Source organism: Neisseria yangbaofengii (assembly GCF_014898075.1).
Classification (GTDB): domain Bacteria; phylum Pseudomonadota; class Gammaproteobacteria; order Burkholderiales; family Neisseriaceae; genus Neisseria; species Neisseria yangbaofengii.
Genome location: NZ_CP062976.1, coordinates 1,996,014 through 2,015,668, shown reverse-complemented (window position 1 = coordinate 2,015,668; position 19,655 = coordinate 1,996,014). Strand labels below are relative to the sequence as shown.

Below are 19,655 nucleotides of genomic sequence, written 5' to 3'. Positions count from 1 at the left end.
ATCGGGTTGCTAAATATAAAAAAAAGCCGTCTGAAAAATATTTTTTCAGACGGCTTTTTTATTGTTTTATCAATGCCCGGAGTCGATTGCTTCTGCTTGTTTTTTGTAAGCTAATACATAAAGCATGCCAACGAATATCGAGCCGCCAACCGCGTTACCCAAATAAACCGAAACCATATTGTGCATAAACTGCGCCCAAGAAATGTCGGCGCCACCCCAAATCGCGGCCGGAATCACAAACATATTGGCAACAACGTGTTGGAAACCGATCAACACGAAAATCATAATCGGAAACCAAATCGCCAAAATCTTGCCGCCATAAGTATGCGCGCCGTAGCTCAGCCATGCGCCCATCGCTACCATCCAGTTACAGCCGATACCGGACACAAAAGCATGTGCGAAATCCGCCGATACTTTGGTTTGCGCCACGGCAATGGTTTCATGCAGGTAACGGCCTTCGGTCAAGCCCAAAAAATGGCCGAAAAACCACGCCGCAAAAAATGCACCGAGCACATTCGCCAGCGACACAATCAGCCAGTTGCGCAGCCATTGAGCGGCGGTAATTTTTTTCATCATCACGGCCACGGGCAACACCATCATATTGCCGGTAATCAGTTCTGCACCGCCCAATAAAATACAAATCAGACCGATGGGGAAAACGGCTGCGCCAAGGAGGGTGGCCAAGCTGCCCATTTCTTCCGGCATACCGCCGACTACGCGGATGTATGCCAAATAGCCGATGGAAATAAACGCGCCTCCCAAAAAGCCCAAGACGCTGAGTTGCAGCGCATCGCCATTGCCCTTTGCGATGCCTTTATCGGCGGTGGCACGCAAGATTTCATGCGGGTATAAATCGCTCATATTTTTTGTCCGTATAGAATACAAGCGGTATTTTACGGTGGCGGAAAACTGTTACGCTTGATATAACTCAAGGGTGTATTTTTGTTATTCCATGTAATTGAGGCCGTCTGAAACGTTTCAGACGGCCTCAAGTTGATTTTGGCTTATTTTTTCAGTTCGGCCAAAATATCATCGATGGTTTTCTTCGCATCGCCGAAACACATCACGCTGTTTTCATTGAAGAACAGCGGATTTTGCACACCGGCGTAACCGGTGTTCATCGAGCGTTTGAATACCACTACTTCTTTGGCTTTCCATACTTCCAATACCGGCATACCGGCAATCGGCGAGTTCGGGTCGGTTTGCGCGGCAGGGTTGACGGTGTCGTTGGCACCGATTACCAACACCACGTCGGTTTCGATAAAATCATCATTGATTTCATCCATTTCTAGCACAATGTCGTAAGGTACTTTGGCTTCGGCCAACAACACGTTCATGTGCCCCGGCAGTCGGCCGGCGACAGGGTGGATACCGAAGCGCACTTGCGTGCCGTTTTGGCGCAGCAGCTCGGTGATTTCAGCTACCGGATATTGTGCCTGTGCTACCGCCATGCCGTAACCCGGAGTGATGATGACGCTGGAAGCATCTTTCAGCAAAGCGGCCACACCTGCGGCATCGACTTCACGGTATTGGCCTACTTCATCGCTGCCTGCTGCGGCTGCCGTGCCGTCTGAACCGAAACCGCCGGCAATTACGGAAATAAACGAGCGGTTCATGGCTTTACACATAATGTACGACAGAATCGCACCGCTTGAGCCGACCAGAGCACCGGTAACAATCAGCAAGTCATTCGCCAGCATAAAGCCCGCCGCCGCTGCCGCCCATCCGGAATACGAATTCAGCATCGACACCACCACCGGCATGTCTGCGCCACCGATGGAAGCCACCAAATGCCAACCGAAAGCCAAGGCAATCAACGTCATCAGCAGCAGGGCAAACCAGCTGCCGTCGGCAGCGACAAACAATAGCAGCAAGACAAACGATACCGCCAATGCCGCCAGATTCAGCTTGTGTTTGGCGGGAAGTTGCAGCGGTTTGCTGCTGATTTTGCCGTTGAGTTTGCCAAAGGCCACAATCGAGCCGGTAAACGTTACCGCGCCAATGAATACGCCTAAGAATACTTCCACCAAGTGAATGGTGTGCATATCGTTCGATACATTACCCGGTGCGATAAAGCTGTTGAAGCCGACCAACACCGCGGCCAAGCCGACGAAGCTGTGCAGCAGGGCAATCAGCTCGGGCATTTCGGTCATCTCGACTTTTTTGGCTTTGTAGATGCCGATGGCGGCACCGGCGGCCATGGCCAACACGACCCAGAAAAAGCCTGAAGACTGCTCACTGAAAATGGTGGCAAACAAAGCAATCGCCATGCCGACCATGCCGGAATAGCAGCCTTGTTTGGCGGTTTCCTGTTTCGACAAACCGGCCAGCGCGAAAATAAACAAAATTGCGGCGACGATGTAGGCCGCAGTAACCAAACCTAAAGACATATCGTAACCCCTTATCCTTTGCGGAACATATTCAACATGCGGCGGGTGACATAAAAGCCGCCGAAGATATTAATGCTGGCAATCAATACCGCAATAAATGCCAAAAGCGACACAAAGCCGTGGCCTTGGCCGATTTGCAGCAGTGCGCCGACTACGATAATGCCCGAAATCGCGTTGGTCACCGACATCAGCGGTGTGTGCAGCGAGTGCGACACGTTCCACACCACATAATAACCAATCACGCAGGCCAAAACGAACACGATAAAGTGGTTCAGGAAGGCGGCAGGGGCGACTGCACCGATCCACAAAATCAGAATGGAGCCAATCATCGCAGGGGCGAGTTTTTTCCATAATGGAACAGGTTTCGGCTCAGGTTTGTCCGTCGGCACGGCTTTTTCAGACGGCATGGCTTGCGGTTGGGCGGAAACTTGAATCGCAGGCGGCGGGAAGGTGATTTCGCCGTCGCGTGTCACGGTCATATTGCGGATAATCACATCGTCAAAATCCAACGTGATTTCACCGTCTTTGTTCGGACCGAGCAGTTTGGCCAAATTCACCAAATTGGTGGCGTAAAGTTGGGACGACTGCCCAGCCAAGCGGTTTGCCATGTCGGTGTAACCGATAATTTTCACGCCGTTGTCGGTGGCGAAAAGTTCGCCCGGACGGGTCAATTCGCAGTTGCCGCCGGTGGCCGCCGCCAAATCGACAATTACCGAACCCGGTTTCATCGATTGCACCATTTCGGCGGTAATCAGCTTCGGCGCCGGTTTGCCCGGAATGGCGGCGGTGGTGATGATAATGTCCACTTCTTTGGCTTGTTCAGCAAACAACTTCATTTCTGCGGCGATGAATTCCTCGCTCATTACTTTGGCATAACCGTCGCCGCTGCCGCCTGCTTCTTGAGGGAAGTCAAGTTTCAAGAATTGGCCGCCCATCGATTCGATTTGCTCGGCCACTTCCAAGCGCGTGTCGAAAGCTTTGACGATGGCGCCGAGCGAGTTTGCCGTGCCGATGGCAGCCAAACCGGCCACGCCTGCGCCAATCACCAACACTTGTGCCGGCGGCACTTTGCCCGCAGCGGTAATCTGGCCGGTAAAGAAACGGCCAAACGCATTGGCTGCTTCAATTACGGCACGGTAGCCGGAAATATTGGCCATAGAAGAAAGTGCGTCTAAGGCTTGGGCACGGGAAATGCGCGGAACCATGTCCATCGCCAGCACATTGACCTGTTTATCGTTTAAGTTCTGCACCAATTCGGGATTTTGCGCAGGCCAAATAAAGCTGACCAAGGTTTGGCCGGCATTCAGACGGCCTGTTTCCGCTTCGGTCGGCGCGTTCACTTTATAAATTAACGGGCTTTGCCATACGATATCCGCGTCGGCTACAACGGCACCGGCGGCCTCGTAAGCGGCATTATCCAAGCTGGCGGCCAATCCGGCATCACGTTCGACCACAACCTCAAAGCCAAGCTTCTGCAACTGGGCCGCGGTCGCAGGCGTGCACGCCACGCGGGTTTCACCGGCCAGAGACTCTTTAGGAATGCCAATCCTCATGTCTTCGTCCTTCCAAGTTAGTTAATCAAGCTTATGTAAATAAATCTTAACCAGTACTTTATAACTAATTTTTGCCTGAAAGACAATGAAAAAATTCTTTTTCTTAATATATTAATTTATATATTAATTTCGACTATGCTTAGTCCGAAAAAAACTTTAGGCCGCGGGGGAAGGCGATGGATAGCGTAGGGATTATCGTGTTAAGATAAGGCTTTAAAACCAATAAAAGGAACACATTATGCGAATGCTTCACACCATGCTGCGGGTAGGTAATCTGGAAAGATCACTCGATTTCTATCAAAACGTTTTGGGTATGCAACTTCTGCGCCAACACGATTATCCGGACGGCAAATTCTCTTTAGCCTTCGTCGGCTACGGCAACGAAGCGGAAAATACCGTATTGGAACTCACTTACAACTGGGGCACTGAAAGCTACGATTTGGGCGACGCGTTCGGCCATATTGCAATTGAAGTGGATGATGCTTACCAAGCCTGTGAAATGGTGAAACAAAAAGGCGGTAAAGTCGTACGCGAAGCCGGTCCGATGAAACACGGCACCACCGTGATTGCCTTTGTGGAGGATCCTGATGGTTACAAAATCGAGTTCATCCAAAAAAATTCCGGCAATGATTCGGTGCAATACGATAAGTAATTGGGTTGGGCAAGAAAGGCCGTCTGAAACTTAGGTTTCAGACGGCCTGAATAGAACGAAAGATATTATTTAGCCGAACGTTTTCCCTTGAGCCGTTTTTCATATTGATGCACATAATCGGCTTTAGGCAAACCGGCCAATACATGGATATGCGCCGCGGCCGATTTTGCCAAAGGTTCGAGCGTGTAGCCGCCTTCCAATACCGACACGATTTTGCCGTTGCAGTTTGAGGCCGTCTGAACGATTTTGTGTGTCAGCCAAGCAAAATCGGCTTCGTGCAGATTCAGACGGCCGGTTTCGTCGAGTTTGTGTGCATCGAATCCGGCGGAAATTAACACCAATTCAGGCTTGAAACGCGCCAGCTTGGGCAGCCATGTTTCCCGAATGGCAGTGCGGAACACGCGGCTGCCGGTGCCGGTAGGGAAGGGCGTGTGAATCATATTCGGGTTACGGCCTTGCTGGTTTTCCGGCAGTACGAACGGAAATAGATCGTTTTCGAACAAATTCAGCAGCATCACGCGCGGGTCGTCTTTAAAAATTTCAGCCGTGCCGTCGCCGAAATGGATGTCAAAATCAATCACCGCCACACGTTGTAAGCGGTATTCGGCAATCGCGTGCATTACACCCACAGCCACGTTGTTGATTAAGCAAAAACCGCCGGCTTTGTCGGAATGGGCGTGATGGCCGGGCGGACGCACGGCGCAAAAAGCGTGGTAGGCTTTTTTGTTCATCACCATATCAATGGCCTGAACCACCGCTCCTGCGGCGAAACGGGTGGCTTGCAACGAGCCGTGGCTCATTACGGTATCGTCGTCAATGCGATGGATTTTTCCCGGTTGCGGCTGGCGGCATTCTAGAAAGCGCAGGTATTTGCGCGGATGTACCAGAGCCAATTGTTTGTCGCTGATTTCCTGTGATTGAGCGGTTTGCAGCTTCGGCCAAATATTCTGGCGCTTGAGTTCGGCTTCGATGGCGGCAATGCGGGCAGGGGATTCGGGGTGGCGGATGCCCGGCTCGTGTTCGGCAAAAATAGGATGCGATACCCACAGGGTGCGGGCGTTTTTTCCCATAAGCCGTCGGATAAACGTACGCAAGCGGTTGATGATTTTCTTCATGTGTGGGTCGGTTCGCAATAAGGTGGGCTTTGGGCCGTCTGAAATTTCAGACGGCCTGACTGATAAATATGGTTAATTAAGTACGGAAATACTTGGAAAATTTGCAGACGGCCTTTAGAATAGCGTAATTTTGGGGCTGACCCAACTATAATTTCAGTCCTGCTTTTCAATTAACAACGATTATAGAACGGAAAAACTATGGAACAAAGTATGTTGGCTCAATTTGCACCGCTCGTTCTCATCATGGTGGTGTTTTATTTCCTGATTATGCGTCCGCAACAAAAGAAATTCAAAGCCCACCAGCAAATGCTGTCTGAATTGAAAGTCGGCGATAAAGTGGTCTTGGCTGCCGGTTTCAAAGGCCGCGTCACCCGAGTCGGCGAGCAGTTTTACGGCGTGGAAATCGGCCGCGGTGTGGAAGTGGAAGTTGACCGCAACGCCATTGCCAGCAAAGCCGAATAAGATTGGTTGCTGCAAAAGCCGCCTCATTGTGAGTGCGGCTGTTTGTCTTTTAAGAAAAACTGAAGGTTTCCCATGAACCGTTATCCTTTATGGAAATACTTGCTGATTGCGTTTACGATTATTGTGGCGGTGGTTTACGCGCTGCCCAATTTATTCGGCGAAACGCCTGCAGTGCAGGTATCGACCAACCGACAATCTATTGTCATCAACGAACAAACCCAAAGCAGAGTCGAATCTGCTTTGAAGGCGGCCAATATTTCGACCGACGGTATGTTTATTGCCGATAATTCGCTGAAAGTACGTTTTAAAGATGCGGAAACGCAACTGAAAGCACGCGATGTAATCGAAAATACCTTGGGCGAAGGCTATATCACTGCGCTCAACCTGCTGGCCGACAGTCCGGAATGGATGGCGAAAATGAACGCCAATCCTATGTTCTTGGGTTTGGACTTGCGTGGCGGCGTGCATTTCACCATGCAGGTGGACATGCGGGCGGCAATGCAGAAAACATTTGAGCGCTACGCAGGCGACATCCGCCGCGATTTGCGCCGTCAAAAAATCCGTATCGGCACCATCCGTCACACAGACAGCAGCCTGACTGTGCCGTTCCAAGATGCGGCAGACGTGCAAAAAGCCTTGCCGAAACTGCAAAACCTGTTGCCGGAAACCACACTGACGGCTGAAGGCAATAATGTGGTGCTGACGCTGTCTGAAGCGGCAGTTAACAAAATCCGCACTGATGCGGTGAGGCAAAACATCACTACGCTGCACAACCGTGTGAACGAATTAGGTGTGGCCGAGCCGGTGATTCAGCAATCCGGTGCCGAACGCATTGTGGTGCAGCTGCCGGGTGTGCAGGATACGGCTAAAGCCAAAGACATTATTGGTCGTACTGCCACGTTGGAAGTGCGCATGGTGGAAGACGATCCGGCGAAAATTACGGCGGCTTTAAACGGCAATGTGCCGAGCGGCTATGAATTGCTGTATAGCGCAGGCGAGCATCCGCAAGCCACTTTGGTGAGCAAGCAGGTTGAATTGACCGGTGACAATATCAACGATGCGCAACCGAGTTTCGATGAAATGGGCGCACCGGCCGTAAGCATCAACTTAGATGGCACCGGCGGTACCATTTTTGCCGAGCTGACTTCGCAGAATGTCGGCAAACGCATGGCGATGGTCTTGATTGACCAAGGCAAAGCCGAAGTGGTTACTGCGCCTGTGATCCGTTCTGCCATTACCGGCGGCCGTGTGCAGATTTCCGGCAGCATGAGCAGCGCGGAAGCCAACGATACTTCTTTGCTGTTGCGCGCCGGTTCGCTGGCCGCGCCAATGGAGATCGTGGAAGAGCGCACCATCGGCCCGTCTTTGGGTAAGGAAAATATCGAAAAAGGCTTTAATTCGACGCTGTGGGGCTTTGTTGCAGTGGCGGTGTTTATGGTGATTTACTACCGTCTGATGGGCGTGTTCTCGACCATTGCCTTGAGCACCAATATCTTGTTTTTGATTGCGATTTTGTCTGCCTTGCAAGCCACTTTGACCTTGCCGGGCATCGCTGCCTTAGCTCTGACTTTGGGTATGGCGATTGACTCGAACGTATTGATTAACGAGCGTATCCGTGAAGAATTGCGCGCCGGTGTGCCGCCGCAACAGGCGATTAATTTGGGTTACCAACACGCATGGGCGACCATTGTCGATTCCAACTTGACCTCGCTGATTGCCGGTATCGCTTTGCTGATTTTTGGCTCGGGTCCGGTGCGCGGCTTTGCCGTGGTACATTGCTTGGGTATTTTGACTTCGATGTATTCGTCGGTGGTGGTATCGCGTGCGCTGGTGAATTTGTGGTATGGCCGCAAACGCAAGCTGCAAAGCATTTCCATCGGTTCAGTATGGAAGCCGGAGCCGGTTGTCTCGAATACTGTGGCGGATAAGGAGTAAAACATGGAATTATTCAGAATCAAACGCGATATTCCATTCATGAGCTACGGTAAGCTGACCACGTTTATTTCGTTGGTAACGTTTATTGCGGCCGTATTTTTCTTGGTTACCAAAGGCTTGAATTTCTCGGTGGAATTTACCGGCGGTACCGTGATGGAAGTGCAGTATCAGCAAGGTGCCGATGTCAATCAAACCCGTGAAAAACTCAATACGTTAAATTTGGGTGAGGTGCAGGTTCAAGCTTTGGGCACCAACAAGCACATGATGATTCGTCTGCCGAACAAAGAAGGCGTGTCATCGGCGCAATTGTCGAATCAAGTGATGGGTTTGCTAAAACAAAGTAATCCTGATGTAACTTTGCGCCAAGTCGAATTCATCGGCCCGCAGGTCGGCGAAGAATTGGTAACCAACGGTCTGATGGCTTTGGGTGTGGTTATCGTTGGCATCATCATTTATCTGTCGATGCGTTTCGAATGGCGTTTCGCTGTGGCGGCGATTATTGCCAATATGCACGATATTGTGATTATTCTCGGCTGTTTCGCGTTCTTCCAATGGGAATTCTCATTGACCGTGTTAGCCGGTATTTTGGCGGTGTTGGGTTATTCGGTGAACGAATCGGTGGTGGTGTTTGACCGTATCCGCGAAAACTTCCGTAAACCGGCCATGCGCAATCATACTGTGCCACAAGTGATTGACAACGCGATTACCGCTACCATGAGCCGTACCATCATCACCCACGGCTCGACCGAAGCGATGGTATTGGCGATGCTGATTTTCGGCGGTGCGGCTTTGCACGGTTTCTCATTGGCCTTGACCATCGGTATCGTATTCGGTATTTATTCATCGGTTTTGGTGGCCAGCCCGATGTTGTTGATGTTCGGCCTGAATCGAGAAAATATTTCCAAAATGCCGAAGAAAAAAGAAGAAGTGGTGGTATAAATGCCATCCTATTTTCAGACGGCCTTGTTTAAATATCAGGCTATCCGAACCAAAAAACACGCTGATTGCCAGCGTGTTTTTTATGGGCGCCTCATTCGTGTAAAACGAAATGTAGATAGTTCAATATTTGATTTGTAGTGTTGAGGCCGTCTGAAATGTTCAGACGGCCTCACAATGAATTCCATTCATACCAACGCGCAAATTTAGAATTTGTTTACGTACAGTAAAGTCGTTATAGTGGCGCATTCGGGTGGTATAGAGAATGATAACAACGCCTGATTTATAGTGAATTCACTATATTATGGAAAGAGAAGGTTATTCATGGATTTAAGACAAAAAATTGCCCAAAGCCCGATGAGCGGTCATCAATGGATGGTGGTTGTATTGACCTTCATCCTGAATATGCTTGATGGTTTTGATGTGTTGGCAGTGGCGTTTACCGCAAAAAGTATTCAAACCGAGCTGGGCTTGGATGGCGCACACATCGGTACGCTGATGAGTGCCGGTTTGCTGGGCATGACTTTGGGTTCGGTATTTTTAGCGCCGTTGGCTGACCGTTTCGGCCGTCGTCCGTTGTTGATTTTTTCAACGATGTTGCCGGCCATCGGTATGTTGATGACGTATTTCTCGCATTCGATGGAAACGATTGCTTTTTGGCGCATTGTCACCGGCTTGGGTGTGGGCGGTATTCTGCCGTGTACCAACGTGATTGTGAGTGAATATGCCAACCAAAAATGGCGCGGTTTGGCGATTGCGGTTTATGCATCCGGCTTCGGTATCGGCGCGATGTTGGGTGGTATGTCGGCGGTGATGCTGCAGGGCGAATATGGCTGGCGTTCAGTATTTTTGGTTGGTGCGGTGTTGACCATGTTGGCGGCGGTGTTACTGATGGCGGTTTTGCCGGAATCGGTGGATTTTTTATTGACCAAGCGTCCGGCCAATGCCAAAGCACGTTTGGATAAGATTGCAGCCAAAATGGGCTTGAGCGGCGATTGGGCATTTCCTGAAATCGAGGAGGGCGTGAAGAAGACGAAAGTGTCGATTCTGCGTTTGTTCGGGCCGCAATATCGAGCGACCACGCTGTTGATTTGGTTGGCCTTTATCACCGTGATGGCTTCGTATTATTTTATCAACTCGTGGACACCTGCCTTACTGGAACAAGCCGGTATGGCGAAAGCGCAAAGCCAGTCGGTCGGCATGGCGATTTCGGTGGGCGGTGCGATTGGCTCGTTGATTTTTGGTTTTTTAGCCAGCCGTTGGACGGCGCGCGCGGTGTTAATCAGCTTTGGCGTGTTGGCGGTAGGGGCGATTTTTGCATTCTTATCATCAAGTGCCTTAAGCGTGGCGCTGGTGTTTGCCGTATTGCTCGGCGCGCTGATGAATGGCTGTATTGCCGGTCTTTACACCATCAATCCGACACTTTACGCCGTTGATTTCCGCAGTACCGGCGTGGGTGTGACCATCGGTGTCGGCCGCTTGGGCTCGATTTTGGCGCCGGTTGTAGCCGGCAGTTTGCTGGACGCGGGTTGGGCGAAAGATGATTTATATGGTGCAACTGCAGCCGTGATTATATTGGCGGTAGCGGCATTGTTCTTCTTGAAGCCTAAGGTGAAACACGCTTAAGAAAATATGCCCAATCAATGAGAATCGGCCGTCTGAAAGGGAAAACCGACCTTTCGGACGGCTTTCATATTTTATGAATGATTAGTGCTTTAAATACATAGGCGAATGTATTTAAATTTCATTTTTTGTGTTCGAAGGTAAATTTAACACGGGCTGGATATGAAAGAAAAATGAAAAATTTAAGAGATTAAAATGTTTATTTGCATGTATTTTGCGGTGTATCAAATTTATGTTTCAGATTTTTAAAGGGTTACTTGTCAGTTTCAAGTTTTTTAAACATAATACCTCGCATGTAAATCTTATTACATATTTAGGATTTACAAAAGATAACATGAATTTAAATGAACCAAAGCCCCATTTCTTACACAGACTTCAAACCGAAAGTTTAATTGACAGGCCGTCTGAACGCAGGCGGTATCGGTTATAAATAAAGCAGTAAATATACTTTTTTATTTTGATACTTAGAGTGAGGGCTCTTTTTATGAATCAATCCAAACTTCTTTATTGGTCGGTGACCGTCGCTTTGGCGGGCTTCCTGTTTGGTTTCGACACGGTGGTGATTTCCGGTGCCGACCAAGCATTGCAGAATATGTGGGGTAGTTCGCCTTTGTTTCACGGCTTGGTGGTGATGTCGTCTGCTCTGTGGGGGACGGTAATCGGCGCGCTGTTCGGCGGTATTCCGACCGACAAATTCGGCCGTAAAAAAACGCTGGTTGTGATTGGTGTTTTGTATGTGGCCAGCGCCTTGGGTTCGGCCTTGGTGTCGGATCCTTATCTGTTTGCCTCCTTCCGCTTTATCGGCGGTTTGGGCGTGGGCGCATCCACTATTGCCGCACCGGCTTATGTGACCGAAATTGCACCGGCCGAAAAACGCGGCCGTTTGGTAGCAATGTATCAATTCAACATCGTATTCGGTATTTTGATGGCGTATGTGTCTAACTTCATCATCAGCAATATGGATTTTGGAGAACAGACTTGGCGCTGGATGCTGGGTATCGAAGTGATTCCGGCTGTGATTTATACTTTGATGGTGTTTGGCGTGCCGATGTCGCCGCGTTGGTTGGCGATGAAAGGCCGTTTGCAGGAAGCCGAAGCCGTGTTGAAAAAAGTTAACCCGAATGCCGACATAAAAACCTTGTTGGAAGCCAATCGGGAAGAAGGCGGCAAACACGAAAGCATATGGCTGAAGAAATACCGCTATCCGGTGATTCTGGCGTTTTTGATTGCCTTCTTTGACCAAATGTCGGGCATTAACGCCTTCTTGTACTACGCTCCGCGTATTTTTGAAATCGCCGGTTTGGAACAAAGTGCTGCCATGTTGAGCAGCGTGGGTATCGGTGTGATTAACTTGCTGTTTACCTTTATCGGTTTGTCGCTGATTGATAAATTCGGCCGCCGTCAATTGATGTATATCTGCTCGTTCGGCTACATCATTTCGTTGAGCTTGGTATCGCTGGCGTTCTTTATGGGTTGGAAAGGCATGGCTGTACCGGTGTTCTTCTTCCTGTTTATCGCCGCCCATGCGATTGGTCAAGGTACAGTAATTTGGGTATTTATTTCCGAAATTTTCCCGGGGCATTTGCGTGCGCAAGGCCAGTCTTTGGGTAGCTCGACTCACTGGGTCTTGGCTGCTGCCATTCCGGCTGTGATTCCGTTCTTGTTTTCTAGCATCGGCGCGGCATGGGTATTCGTTTGCTTCATGCTGATGATGGTATTGCAACTGCTGTTCGTGATGTTTATGATGCCGGAAACCAAAGGCGTTCCGTTGGAAGAATTGTCTAAGTCGTTAATTAAGGAAGATTGAGAATGAAAGTAACCAGTTTCGGTGAAGTGCTGTGGGACGATTTCCCAAGCGGAAAAGTATTGGGTGGTGCGCCGCTGAATGTGGTTGTCCGCCTGAAAGCCTTGGGTGCGGACAGCAGCATCATCAGCTGCCGCGGCGATGATGAGGACGGCGAGGAATTGTTGCGCCAGATTCTGAATAAAAACGTCAATGCTGACCTGATACAGGTTTGTTCCGGCCAAGCCACCGGTTTGGTGAAAGTGTCGCTTGATAAAAGCGGCAGCGCTTCATACGAAATTGTTTACCCTTGTGCTTGGGATCGTATTCGGGTGCATCCAGAAGCTTTGCAGCGCGTGGCCGAATCCGATGCTTTTATTTTCGGCAGCCTCGCCACGCGTGACAAAGTTTCCCGTACGACGCTGGAACAATTGCTGGAGCAAGCCAAATTCAAGATTTTCGATGTCAATCTGCGCAAGCCGCATTACGATACCGACCGCCTGTTGGCGACCATGAAGAAAGTTGACATGGTGAAATTGAATGACGACGAATTGTATGAATTGGCCGAAGTGTACGGTTCTCCTTATCATTCTATTGAGCAAAACATCGCCTACATCGCCAAACTCACCGGCGTGAAAACCTTGGTGGTGACTTTGGGTAGCCACGGCGCGGCCTTGTATCGCGACGGTCAGCTTTACCGCCACAGCGGTTTCCGCGTGAAAGTAGCCGATACCGTCGGCTCGGGCGACAGCTTTTTGGCAGGCTTGACGTATAAGCTGTTGAACAACGCCGACCCGCAAGAAGCCGTAACCTTTGCCTGCGCATTGGGTGCTTTAGTGGCTTCGCGTCATGGGGCGACGCCTGAAATTTCTTTGCAGGAAATCGAAACCTTCATGAATCCGGCGTAATGCTTCCGTTATGAATAAAAGGCCGTCTGAAAATAGAATTTACTTTCAGACGGCCTTTGTAAGACACCGCCAGCTTTTGCACGATTTTGCGCCAGCTTTTGCACTTTTTGAAAATTTAAAATCCACCAGCTTTTGCACTTTTAAATGCCCGCTTAAAACTGATTTAAGCGGGCATTTAAGCGGCTCAATACGAGCCACCACCAATCACAGCAAACACACCAAGATAAAGTTACTCGGCTTATCCGTGACAAAAAAATACGAAATCTAAAATTTAACTACCATATTATCCTCATAAGAAACCCCCTTAGCCATCTTGGCTGGCAACTTATGTATTTGCGCGCCTGCAAACTTACTCCAAGCCGGCGGCTCGCACTCTTTTAAATAGTCAAGATACTCACAAATCTCACTCCGTGTACTGCCGAATAATATAAAAGGCGGACGTGTCAGGTGGATTAGCTTAAGAAATGCGACCATATTGAAATATTTGTCGCTCTTGTATGCAAATTGCTCCGTGCCTACATAAGGCGGATCGAGTACAAATAAGATATTCTCTCCATCCTGATAACGGCGCATGAGATTTTCATAATCTTCAGAAACAATCTCTAAACCGTCCAAATAGCCATCACACGGATTAAACGGGGTTTTGCGCACCTTGTTATAAAATTCCCAGCCCAATAATTGTTCAATATCAATTGCTTGCTTGGTACTAAAAAGCAGCCATGATGATAACACCCTGACATCAATTGCACCGTCGAAACTACGGATGGCTGATTTTACTGCCGCTTCTACATCCTGCGGCAATCTCGATTCTCTTGATACATCTTTCGTAAGCTGCTGAATTTCTGCCAATAGGCGGTTGTAATCAGGGATGTTATTTAACCTTTCGGCATACCCATCGAAGTCATTATAGATGACTCGCGCTGCGGGTTTATTGCGTTTGGCGGTATGTGCCAATAGGCCGCTGCCGCCGAATACGTCGACAATCACCCACCCCGCACCATCATCAGGGATTTGTTTCAAAGATTCTTTGAATAATTGTAGAAAAAACCGTTTCTGCCCAACAAAAGGAAGCGGGGCCTGATTCCAAACTTTAGTCACTTCTTAATCTCCGGTGCTCGCGGCACTCGAAGGCAAAGCTCAAAGGATTATTTAAATTGATTGAATGTTTTGCAACGCGGACATTTGATTTGCACACAGCCACATCCCTTAGCCAGTAGCTTGCTACAATTCATACACCGCATTTCATTTAAGATTTTTTCGGGGGGGGGGGTAACTTGTTGATAAAATGACATTATTTAAATTCCTTATTGATTAATCTATTTGCTATGCCGTCTCTTCGTCCATTGCCATCCAGTGCAACACTAAGTCGCTGCCCCAGTAGTTGCATCTGACGCTAAACATCTCATTAGTCACATCGACAATCTCCACAAACCGCCAGCCCGGGGCACTTTTGCGCTGTTGGGCAAACGTTACTACCGGTACGCCGTTAAAAGGCTTTGGAAATCTGACGTGATAAATCGAATTGTTGGTGGCTACGCCGTTTACCAAGCTGCTCCAATCTGATGTATTGCCTCTGATGCTGGAATCAAAAACCACCTTGCCGCGCTGGATATTGAGCGGCTGGGATTGGACTTTACGCCGGTTGAACTCGTCGGCAACGGCCTGCACCAGCTCATCTATACGCTCCTCCAAGGTCATTGCAGAGCCTCTTGTAACCGTGCGGCAAAATCGGTATCGGTGTTGCCCAAATTAAGGGTGGCCTCAACCGCCGTTTTTTGTTCGGGCGAAAGTTGCTGCGTCTCGTCAATACGCAGGCGGTAGCCGATTTGCTCGGCCATCCGCGCCGCACCGGTTGAGTCGGACTCAATGTAGTCGGAAACCTCTTTCAAGGTGTTGTAGGCTTCGGCGGCTTCGCCCACGATTTCGGCGGTGATTTCGGTTTTGGTTTCTTGCTTGGCGGCTGCAATCAATTCAACGGTTTTTTGGCTGGAATAGGCGGTATGTGCGGCAGCTTGGCTGTCGTCAATGGCTGCGCCGCTGTTGCCTTGCGGTCGGTCGGCCAACTCGTTTATCGCCTCGACAAGGCTGTTTTTGTTTTGGGTTTTAAGACTGGATTTTTGCCCGAGGTCGGTGCGCAAAGATTTAAACAGCTCGCCGCATTTGTCGGCCAGTTGGCTGATACGCTCAATCAGGGTCATGGTGGTTTCCTTTTTTATGGCTTAATACATGGATAAAATCAGTCGGGCTGTAAAATCAGGGGCTTCGAGGGGTTGGCCTTTTATCTCCACCAGCCATGCGCAGAAATCGTCAAACGACTTGTCGCGATTACCGGGCTGCTCCAGCCACACACGGTACAAATCGTCATCGTAGCGATGGCCGGCATGCTCGATGTTGCCGCGGTATACTTTAAAATCAGTCAGCATGGCTGGTACTCTTGATAATGTTGACGGCGATGTCGCCGCTGTATTGGATCAGGCCGTCTGAAAGCCGGGTAAACATCACATCGGTAACGTATTGCCCAGCTTCTAAAGTGGCGCAAACATCGGCAGGCAAGGTCAGCAAAACGCGCGGGGTCTCGGGGTAGACGGATACGTCAAAATCCGCCACGGTGCCGCCGCCGTATTTGCGCCGCAGTTGGGCAACAGCGGTCACGCCCGTCAACGACGATATGGCGTAATCATCCAAAACATTGAATAAAACGGTAATTTCCACCGTTTCGCCGCGCTTGAACGTCAATTCGGGCTGTTTTGTCATTGTCACACTCCCAATTCGATTAGGCGCAAATCCGGGGCTTGGCTCAAGATTTTGTTGGTTTTGATGTCGTAAAACACCTTATTGCCGATTGCCGCCTGACCGCTCAGCACCAAATTACCGCCGCTTTGCGAGCGCGCCGCCCATGCACCTCCGCCCAGGTCGCCGGTGATTTGGGCAACGCCTTGCTGCTGACGGCTTAAAATGCTGCTCAATCTTTGGTAGGTATTCATACTTCGCTTTTTTAAAGGCCGTCTGAAAACGGTTTAATTGTCCAGATAACGGTCTATGCTCAAGGCTTGCGTCACAACCGGCGCATCGTCGGTGATGGACACGTCCAGCGTTACGCCGGTAACCACGCCTTGCCACATACCGCTCGGCTCTTGGATTTGCCAAATCTGCCCCAGCGCGGCTAAGGGAATGGCGTACTTGTCGGATACCGGCAGCGTCACCGTCTCTTTTTTATGGATGCCGGTGGCACTCAAGGCGGCGATACCGGCGGCAGTCAACACGGCTTGGTCGGTGTAGAGCGCACCGCTCAAAGCCGATGCGCGCGGCTCGCGGTCGCTGCCGCTGCGGTAAATGTCGCCGCCCACACCTTTGTCATGGTTTGCCCAAACGAATACGCCGTTGGCTTTTTCCGACACGCTGCGCCGGCCGCTGATTTTAATAATCACGCTGGACGGCACGGAAACATCAGGGACGGCAGAATCAATCTCCCATGCAGCCTTAGGCCATTTGGGCTTGAACCGTACCACGGCTTCGGCGCGGTCGCTCTCGACAAAACCGCCTGCGGCCGCCGCCAACTCCTGCAACACAGCCATCGGCGTTTTATCCGTTACGGAATACACGTCGGCAGGAATCAGCCAATCGGCGATGCCCCATCCGTCCAGTTTGACGCTGCCGAACTTAAGCTGCTCGTTGGCGATTTGTGCCGCGTAAATCGGGTTGCGGTAAGTGCCGTCGCCTTTTGCCGCGTAGTCGTCACCCAGCAGGGCCGTTTGGCTGCGCCCGGTTACGGTGTAGGATTTTTGCCCGAACTGTCGGTTGTCGCTGTAATCCTCGGCCATGAAAACAAAATTATCGCCATTGATACGGCAACTGATTAAAGCCGGGCTGCCTTTGGCGCGTCCGTCGATATTGAGCCGCACGAAATCATCGGGCGGCAGGGTCACGATGCCCTGCCAGCAGTAGCCGCCGGTATCGCTGGTAAACGATGCCGACAAGAGATTGAGCGGCTGGCCGTCAACGGCGGCGGAAATGGTGTTTTGCATGATGTAGCCTTTTAAAATCGGCGTGGCCGATTGGTCAAAACAGGCAAACGGCAACGGTATGGCATGGGCGGCGTGGGCGGTTTTGCGCCGCTGAAACCGCAATGCCATGCGGTTGGACGGCGGGCGGATGCCGCAGATATAGGTCTTTTCGGCGTTGTCCGGCTCAGGCTCGAGCGGAATCTCGTAGTATTCGCACGGCACGTTTAAAGCCGGTTGGTATCGGGGGTGCAGACAGGCCGCCAAATCCTGCGCCGCGTGCAGGTCCGAATCCAAACACAAGCCCACCGCACCACTCGCGCTTGTACGGGGCCGCGTGCAGGCATCGACAAACAAACCGGAAACCGCCGACGTGTCGTCATGATTGCCGTTTGCCCGAGCCGCGCTGCCGCTTGTGTGCGGTTGTTCGCAGCGGCGCAAATCGGCAATACCGCTGGTTTGCACATGGCCGCAGCCGCCGAGTTTTCCAGACGGCCTGTAATGTGCGGCGGCGGCATGGCGCACATCGGACAACGCGTCGGCAAACGGCTCAAAACACACCGATACGACCTGCCCGATGTCTGAAACCGCCTGAAAATCACTCGCCATCCCTGCATAGGTGTAACGGCTATCGCGGCACATCGCGGCCAAACCGGCAGCGTGCTGCACAAATCCCCACCCTTGGGACACACGCGCATAACCGTCGTCAGGCTTGGGTTGCGGCAACGGGCTATCCGGCTGCCGCCCCGTATCAGGAGGCGGCATGCCATCGCCGATATAACCCAAAGGCCGTCTGAAAGGCAACGGCAGTCGGTCGGATTCGGGGCGGCCGCCAATCCGCCGTGCAAAAGGCAGCGGTATCGCATCGGCGGTGTATTTTTTGATTTCGGACATTTCAGACGGCCTCTAGCCGTCTGAATCTACATACGGCTTAATAAAATCATAAGACACCGGCTCGTATTGTTTTTTATAGTCACGCGCCACCATCATGTACTCTTTTTCGGAATCCAATCGGTCAAAACGGTAGCTGCCGTCCGGCTTGCTCCATGTATCGGCGATGCACTCCATCGACGGCAAGACAAACAGATACACACGACGGCTGGCCGGTTGGCCGCCAACCGTAACAATACCCTCAGCCTCTCCGGCAATGTAGCCTTTGCCGCCATAAAGATAATGGGGACCGTAGGCAATATGCCCGCGATATACAAAACTCTGATTGCTCCTTAGTCGTCTGAAAATAACCGGTTTGCCGTTTAAAACCGCATTGCGCCTACCACCGACATATTTCCGAAATCCGACAACACGGCTTTTAAAAAGCAAATCAGACATTTAAATATCCCAATTGTCGATATTAACCAACATGCCTTTTCGGGCATCTCTAAAATACAGATAGCGGTCACCACTGGCATCAAGGTTGTTATAAATTGATCCGAATGGGATGACACTACCTTTCGGCATATTCTCGGCAATCATCATCAATCCGGGAAGCAAGCCTCTAGTCGCATAAATATATCGACTACCATCGGCAATCGCCTCCAATACCAAGCAGTCATCTGCGACAAATCCGCCTGTTATCGGATTAGGATAATCAACCGCAATATAATTAGCATTACTTTTAGATGATAAAAAACCATGGCACTTGGCCAGCCCCTCGTAGTTATTGGCAATCACAACCTTGACTTCATAACCAGAATAGCCGTATCCGTTTATCCCGCCTGAAAAATACAACAAATGATGCGCGCTATCTGCGGCAACCAATGACGGAAATAAACCAAATCTTAGTACTCCGCAAGTATCATCCGAGGCATTATCGGATGTAATCAAAATAAAACTTTTATCGCAGCCCACAAGCCACCATTTACCATTACCATCAAAGCCAGCGTGGCTTAACCCGACATGGCAGGCATCACCAATAAAAGTACCTATCGATACCGAGGATGGATTTTTTATCATCCTGCATAAAACATGAGAATTTGATTGACCACCTCCCTTCTTCCGGAAAGAATCATCGACAGACAAGCTCCAACCCTCATTTTCTTTTGCTTTGGACTTAAACACCGCCCGATTAGCCTCCTCAAACAGGATATCCCATCCAAGCGGCTCTTTTCGGCTTGATTCGTCCCCGTAGCCTGTCACCAGACAGGCCTTCAAAATAGTTTTAACCGACCCGTCGGAATATTGCACCTGCGGCGCACCCGGGTCATCCCACTTGTATAATTTAACGGGGGTACGGGTCGTATCAAACATGATTTTTCCTTTTGATTTTAATATCCTTATTATGCAGAAAAGCCCCGAAA

The 19,655-nt window shown here is 50.3% G+C and carries 21 protein-coding genes; 7 read left to right on the top strand and 14 right to left on the bottom strand.

Going from position 1 to position 19,655, the window contains the following annotated elements; all coding sequences use genetic code 11:
• Window positions 1-69 precede the first annotated feature (69 nt).
• The 3 genes from H4O27_RS09905 to H4O27_RS09895 form a co-directional block, all read right to left on the bottom strand.
• Window positions 70-861, bottom strand: coding sequence for a formate/nitrite transporter family protein (locus tag H4O27_RS09905; RefSeq protein ID WP_165006294.1), 792 nt, complete (start codon window positions 859-861; stop codon window positions 70-72).
• 143 nt (window positions 862-1,004) lie between these two features.
• Window positions 1,005-2,390 carry a Re/Si-specific NAD(P)(+) transhydrogenase subunit beta gene (pntB, locus tag H4O27_RS09900; protein ID WP_165006291.1) on the bottom strand — a complete coding sequence of 462 codons (1,386 nt, stop codon included), beginning with the start codon at window positions 2,388-2,390 and terminating at the stop codon, window positions 1,005-1,007.
• Between the two features lie 11 nt (window positions 2,391-2,401).
• Window positions 2,402-3,943, bottom strand: a complete 1,542-nt coding sequence (locus H4O27_RS09895) for a Re/Si-specific NAD(P)(+) transhydrogenase subunit alpha (protein WP_165006288.1) — start codon at window positions 3,941-3,943, stop codon at window positions 2,402-2,404.
• A gap of 238 nt (window positions 3,944-4,181) precedes the next feature.
• On the opposite strand from H4O27_RS09895, the gene gloA reads away from it, so the two are divergent.
• Window positions 4,182-4,595: a lactoylglutathione lyase gene (gene gloA / locus H4O27_RS09890; RefSeq protein WP_095502690.1), complete on the top strand. Its 414-nt coding sequence runs from the start codon at window positions 4,182-4,184 to the stop codon at window positions 4,593-4,595.
• A gap of 65 nt (window positions 4,596-4,660) precedes the next feature.
• Here the strand turns inward: gloA and H4O27_RS09885 are convergent, their stop codons facing one another.
• Window positions 4,661-5,710: a histone deacetylase family protein gene (locus H4O27_RS09885; RefSeq protein WP_165006287.1), complete on the bottom strand. Its 1,050-nt coding sequence runs from the start codon at window positions 5,708-5,710 to the stop codon at window positions 4,661-4,663.
• Window positions 5,711-5,908: 198 nt separating this feature from the next.
• Between H4O27_RS09885 and yajC the strand changes: the two genes are divergently transcribed.
• From yajC to H4O27_RS09855, 6 genes are all read left to right on the top strand, one after another.
• Window positions 5,909-6,172: a preprotein translocase subunit YajC gene (gene yajC, locus H4O27_RS09880; protein WP_095502687.1), complete on the top strand. Its 264-nt coding sequence runs from the start codon at window positions 5,909-5,911 to the stop codon at window positions 6,170-6,172.
• 72 nt (window positions 6,173-6,244) lie between these two features.
• Window positions 6,245-8,107, top strand: coding sequence for a protein translocase subunit SecD (gene secD / locus H4O27_RS09875; RefSeq protein WP_165006284.1), 1,863 nt, complete (start codon window positions 6,245-6,247; stop codon window positions 8,105-8,107).
• A 3-nt stretch (window positions 8,108-8,110) separates the two neighbouring features.
• Complete coding sequence (gene secF / locus H4O27_RS09870; protein WP_165006281.1) at window positions 8,111-9,046, top strand: protein translocase subunit SecF; 936 nt, start codon at window positions 8,111-8,113, stop codon at window positions 9,044-9,046.
• Between the two features lie 321 nt (window positions 9,047-9,367).
• Window positions 9,368-10,669, top strand: coding sequence for an MFS transporter (locus H4O27_RS09865; protein WP_165006278.1), 1,302 nt, complete (start codon window positions 9,368-9,370; stop codon window positions 10,667-10,669).
• 481 nt (window positions 10,670-11,150) lie between these two features.
• Window positions 11,151-12,473 carry a sugar porter family MFS transporter gene (locus tag H4O27_RS09860; protein WP_165006275.1) on the top strand — a complete coding sequence of 441 codons (1,323 nt, stop codon included), beginning with the start codon at window positions 11,151-11,153 and terminating at the stop codon, window positions 12,471-12,473.
• 2 nt (window positions 12,474-12,475) lie between these two features.
• Window positions 12,476-13,357 carry a carbohydrate kinase family protein gene (locus H4O27_RS09855; protein WP_165006272.1) on the top strand — a complete coding sequence of 294 codons (882 nt, stop codon included), beginning with the start codon at window positions 12,476-12,478 and terminating at the stop codon, window positions 13,355-13,357.
• A gap of 264 nt (window positions 13,358-13,621) precedes the next feature.
• Here H4O27_RS09855 and H4O27_RS09850 read toward each other — a convergent pair whose 3' ends face one another.
• From H4O27_RS09850 to H4O27_RS09805, 10 genes are all read right to left on the bottom strand, one after another.
• Window positions 13,622-14,455, bottom strand: coding sequence for a DNA adenine methylase (locus H4O27_RS09850; protein ID WP_165006269.1), 834 nt, complete (start codon window positions 14,453-14,455; stop codon window positions 13,622-13,624).
• 47 nt (window positions 14,456-14,502) lie between these two features.
• Window positions 14,503-14,598, bottom strand: a complete 96-nt coding sequence (locus H4O27_RS09845) for a Com family DNA-binding transcriptional regulator (protein WP_226883545.1) — start codon at window positions 14,596-14,598, stop codon at window positions 14,503-14,505.
• An 82-nt stretch (window positions 14,599-14,680) separates the two neighbouring features.
• A complete protein-coding gene (locus H4O27_RS09840) occupies window positions 14,681-15,049 on the bottom strand; it encodes an H-type lectin domain-containing protein (RefSeq protein ID WP_165006263.1) in 369 nt (122 codons plus the stop codon).
• Between the two features lie 2 nt (window positions 15,050-15,051).
• The gene (locus tag H4O27_RS09835) at window positions 15,052-15,555 is read right to left on the bottom strand and encodes a hypothetical protein (protein ID WP_165006260.1); all 504 of its coding nucleotides are present in this window, start codon (window positions 15,553-15,555) and stop codon (window positions 15,052-15,054) included.
• Window positions 15,556-15,576: 21 nt separating this feature from the next.
• The gene (locus H4O27_RS09830) at window positions 15,577-15,780 is read right to left on the bottom strand and encodes a hypothetical protein (RefSeq protein WP_165006257.1); all 204 of its coding nucleotides are present in this window, start codon (window positions 15,778-15,780) and stop codon (window positions 15,577-15,579) included.
• On the bottom strand, window positions 15,770-16,111 hold the full coding sequence (locus H4O27_RS09825) for a hypothetical protein (protein ID WP_165006254.1): 342 nt from the start codon (window positions 16,109-16,111) through the stop codon (window positions 15,770-15,772). Before H4O27_RS09825 ends, H4O27_RS09830 begins: the two co-directional genes overlap by 11 nt.
• Before the next feature lie 2 nt (window positions 16,112-16,113).
• Window positions 16,114-16,341: a hypothetical protein gene (locus H4O27_RS09820; RefSeq protein ID WP_165006252.1), complete on the bottom strand. Its 228-nt coding sequence runs from the start codon at window positions 16,339-16,341 to the stop codon at window positions 16,114-16,116.
• A gap of 33 nt (window positions 16,342-16,374) precedes the next feature.
• Window positions 16,375-18,252, bottom strand: coding sequence for a hypothetical protein (locus tag H4O27_RS09815; protein ID WP_165006250.1), 1,878 nt, complete (start codon window positions 18,250-18,252; stop codon window positions 16,375-16,377).
• Window positions 18,253-18,264: 12 nt separating this feature from the next.
• Complete coding sequence (locus tag H4O27_RS09810) at window positions 18,265-18,687, bottom strand: hypothetical protein (protein ID WP_165006248.1); 423 nt, start codon at window positions 18,685-18,687, stop codon at window positions 18,265-18,267.
• Window positions 18,688-19,605 carry a hypothetical protein gene (locus tag H4O27_RS09805; protein ID WP_165006246.1) on the bottom strand — a complete coding sequence of 306 codons (918 nt, stop codon included), beginning with the start codon at window positions 19,603-19,605 and terminating at the stop codon, window positions 18,688-18,690.
• Window positions 19,606-19,655: the final 50 nt, after the last annotated feature.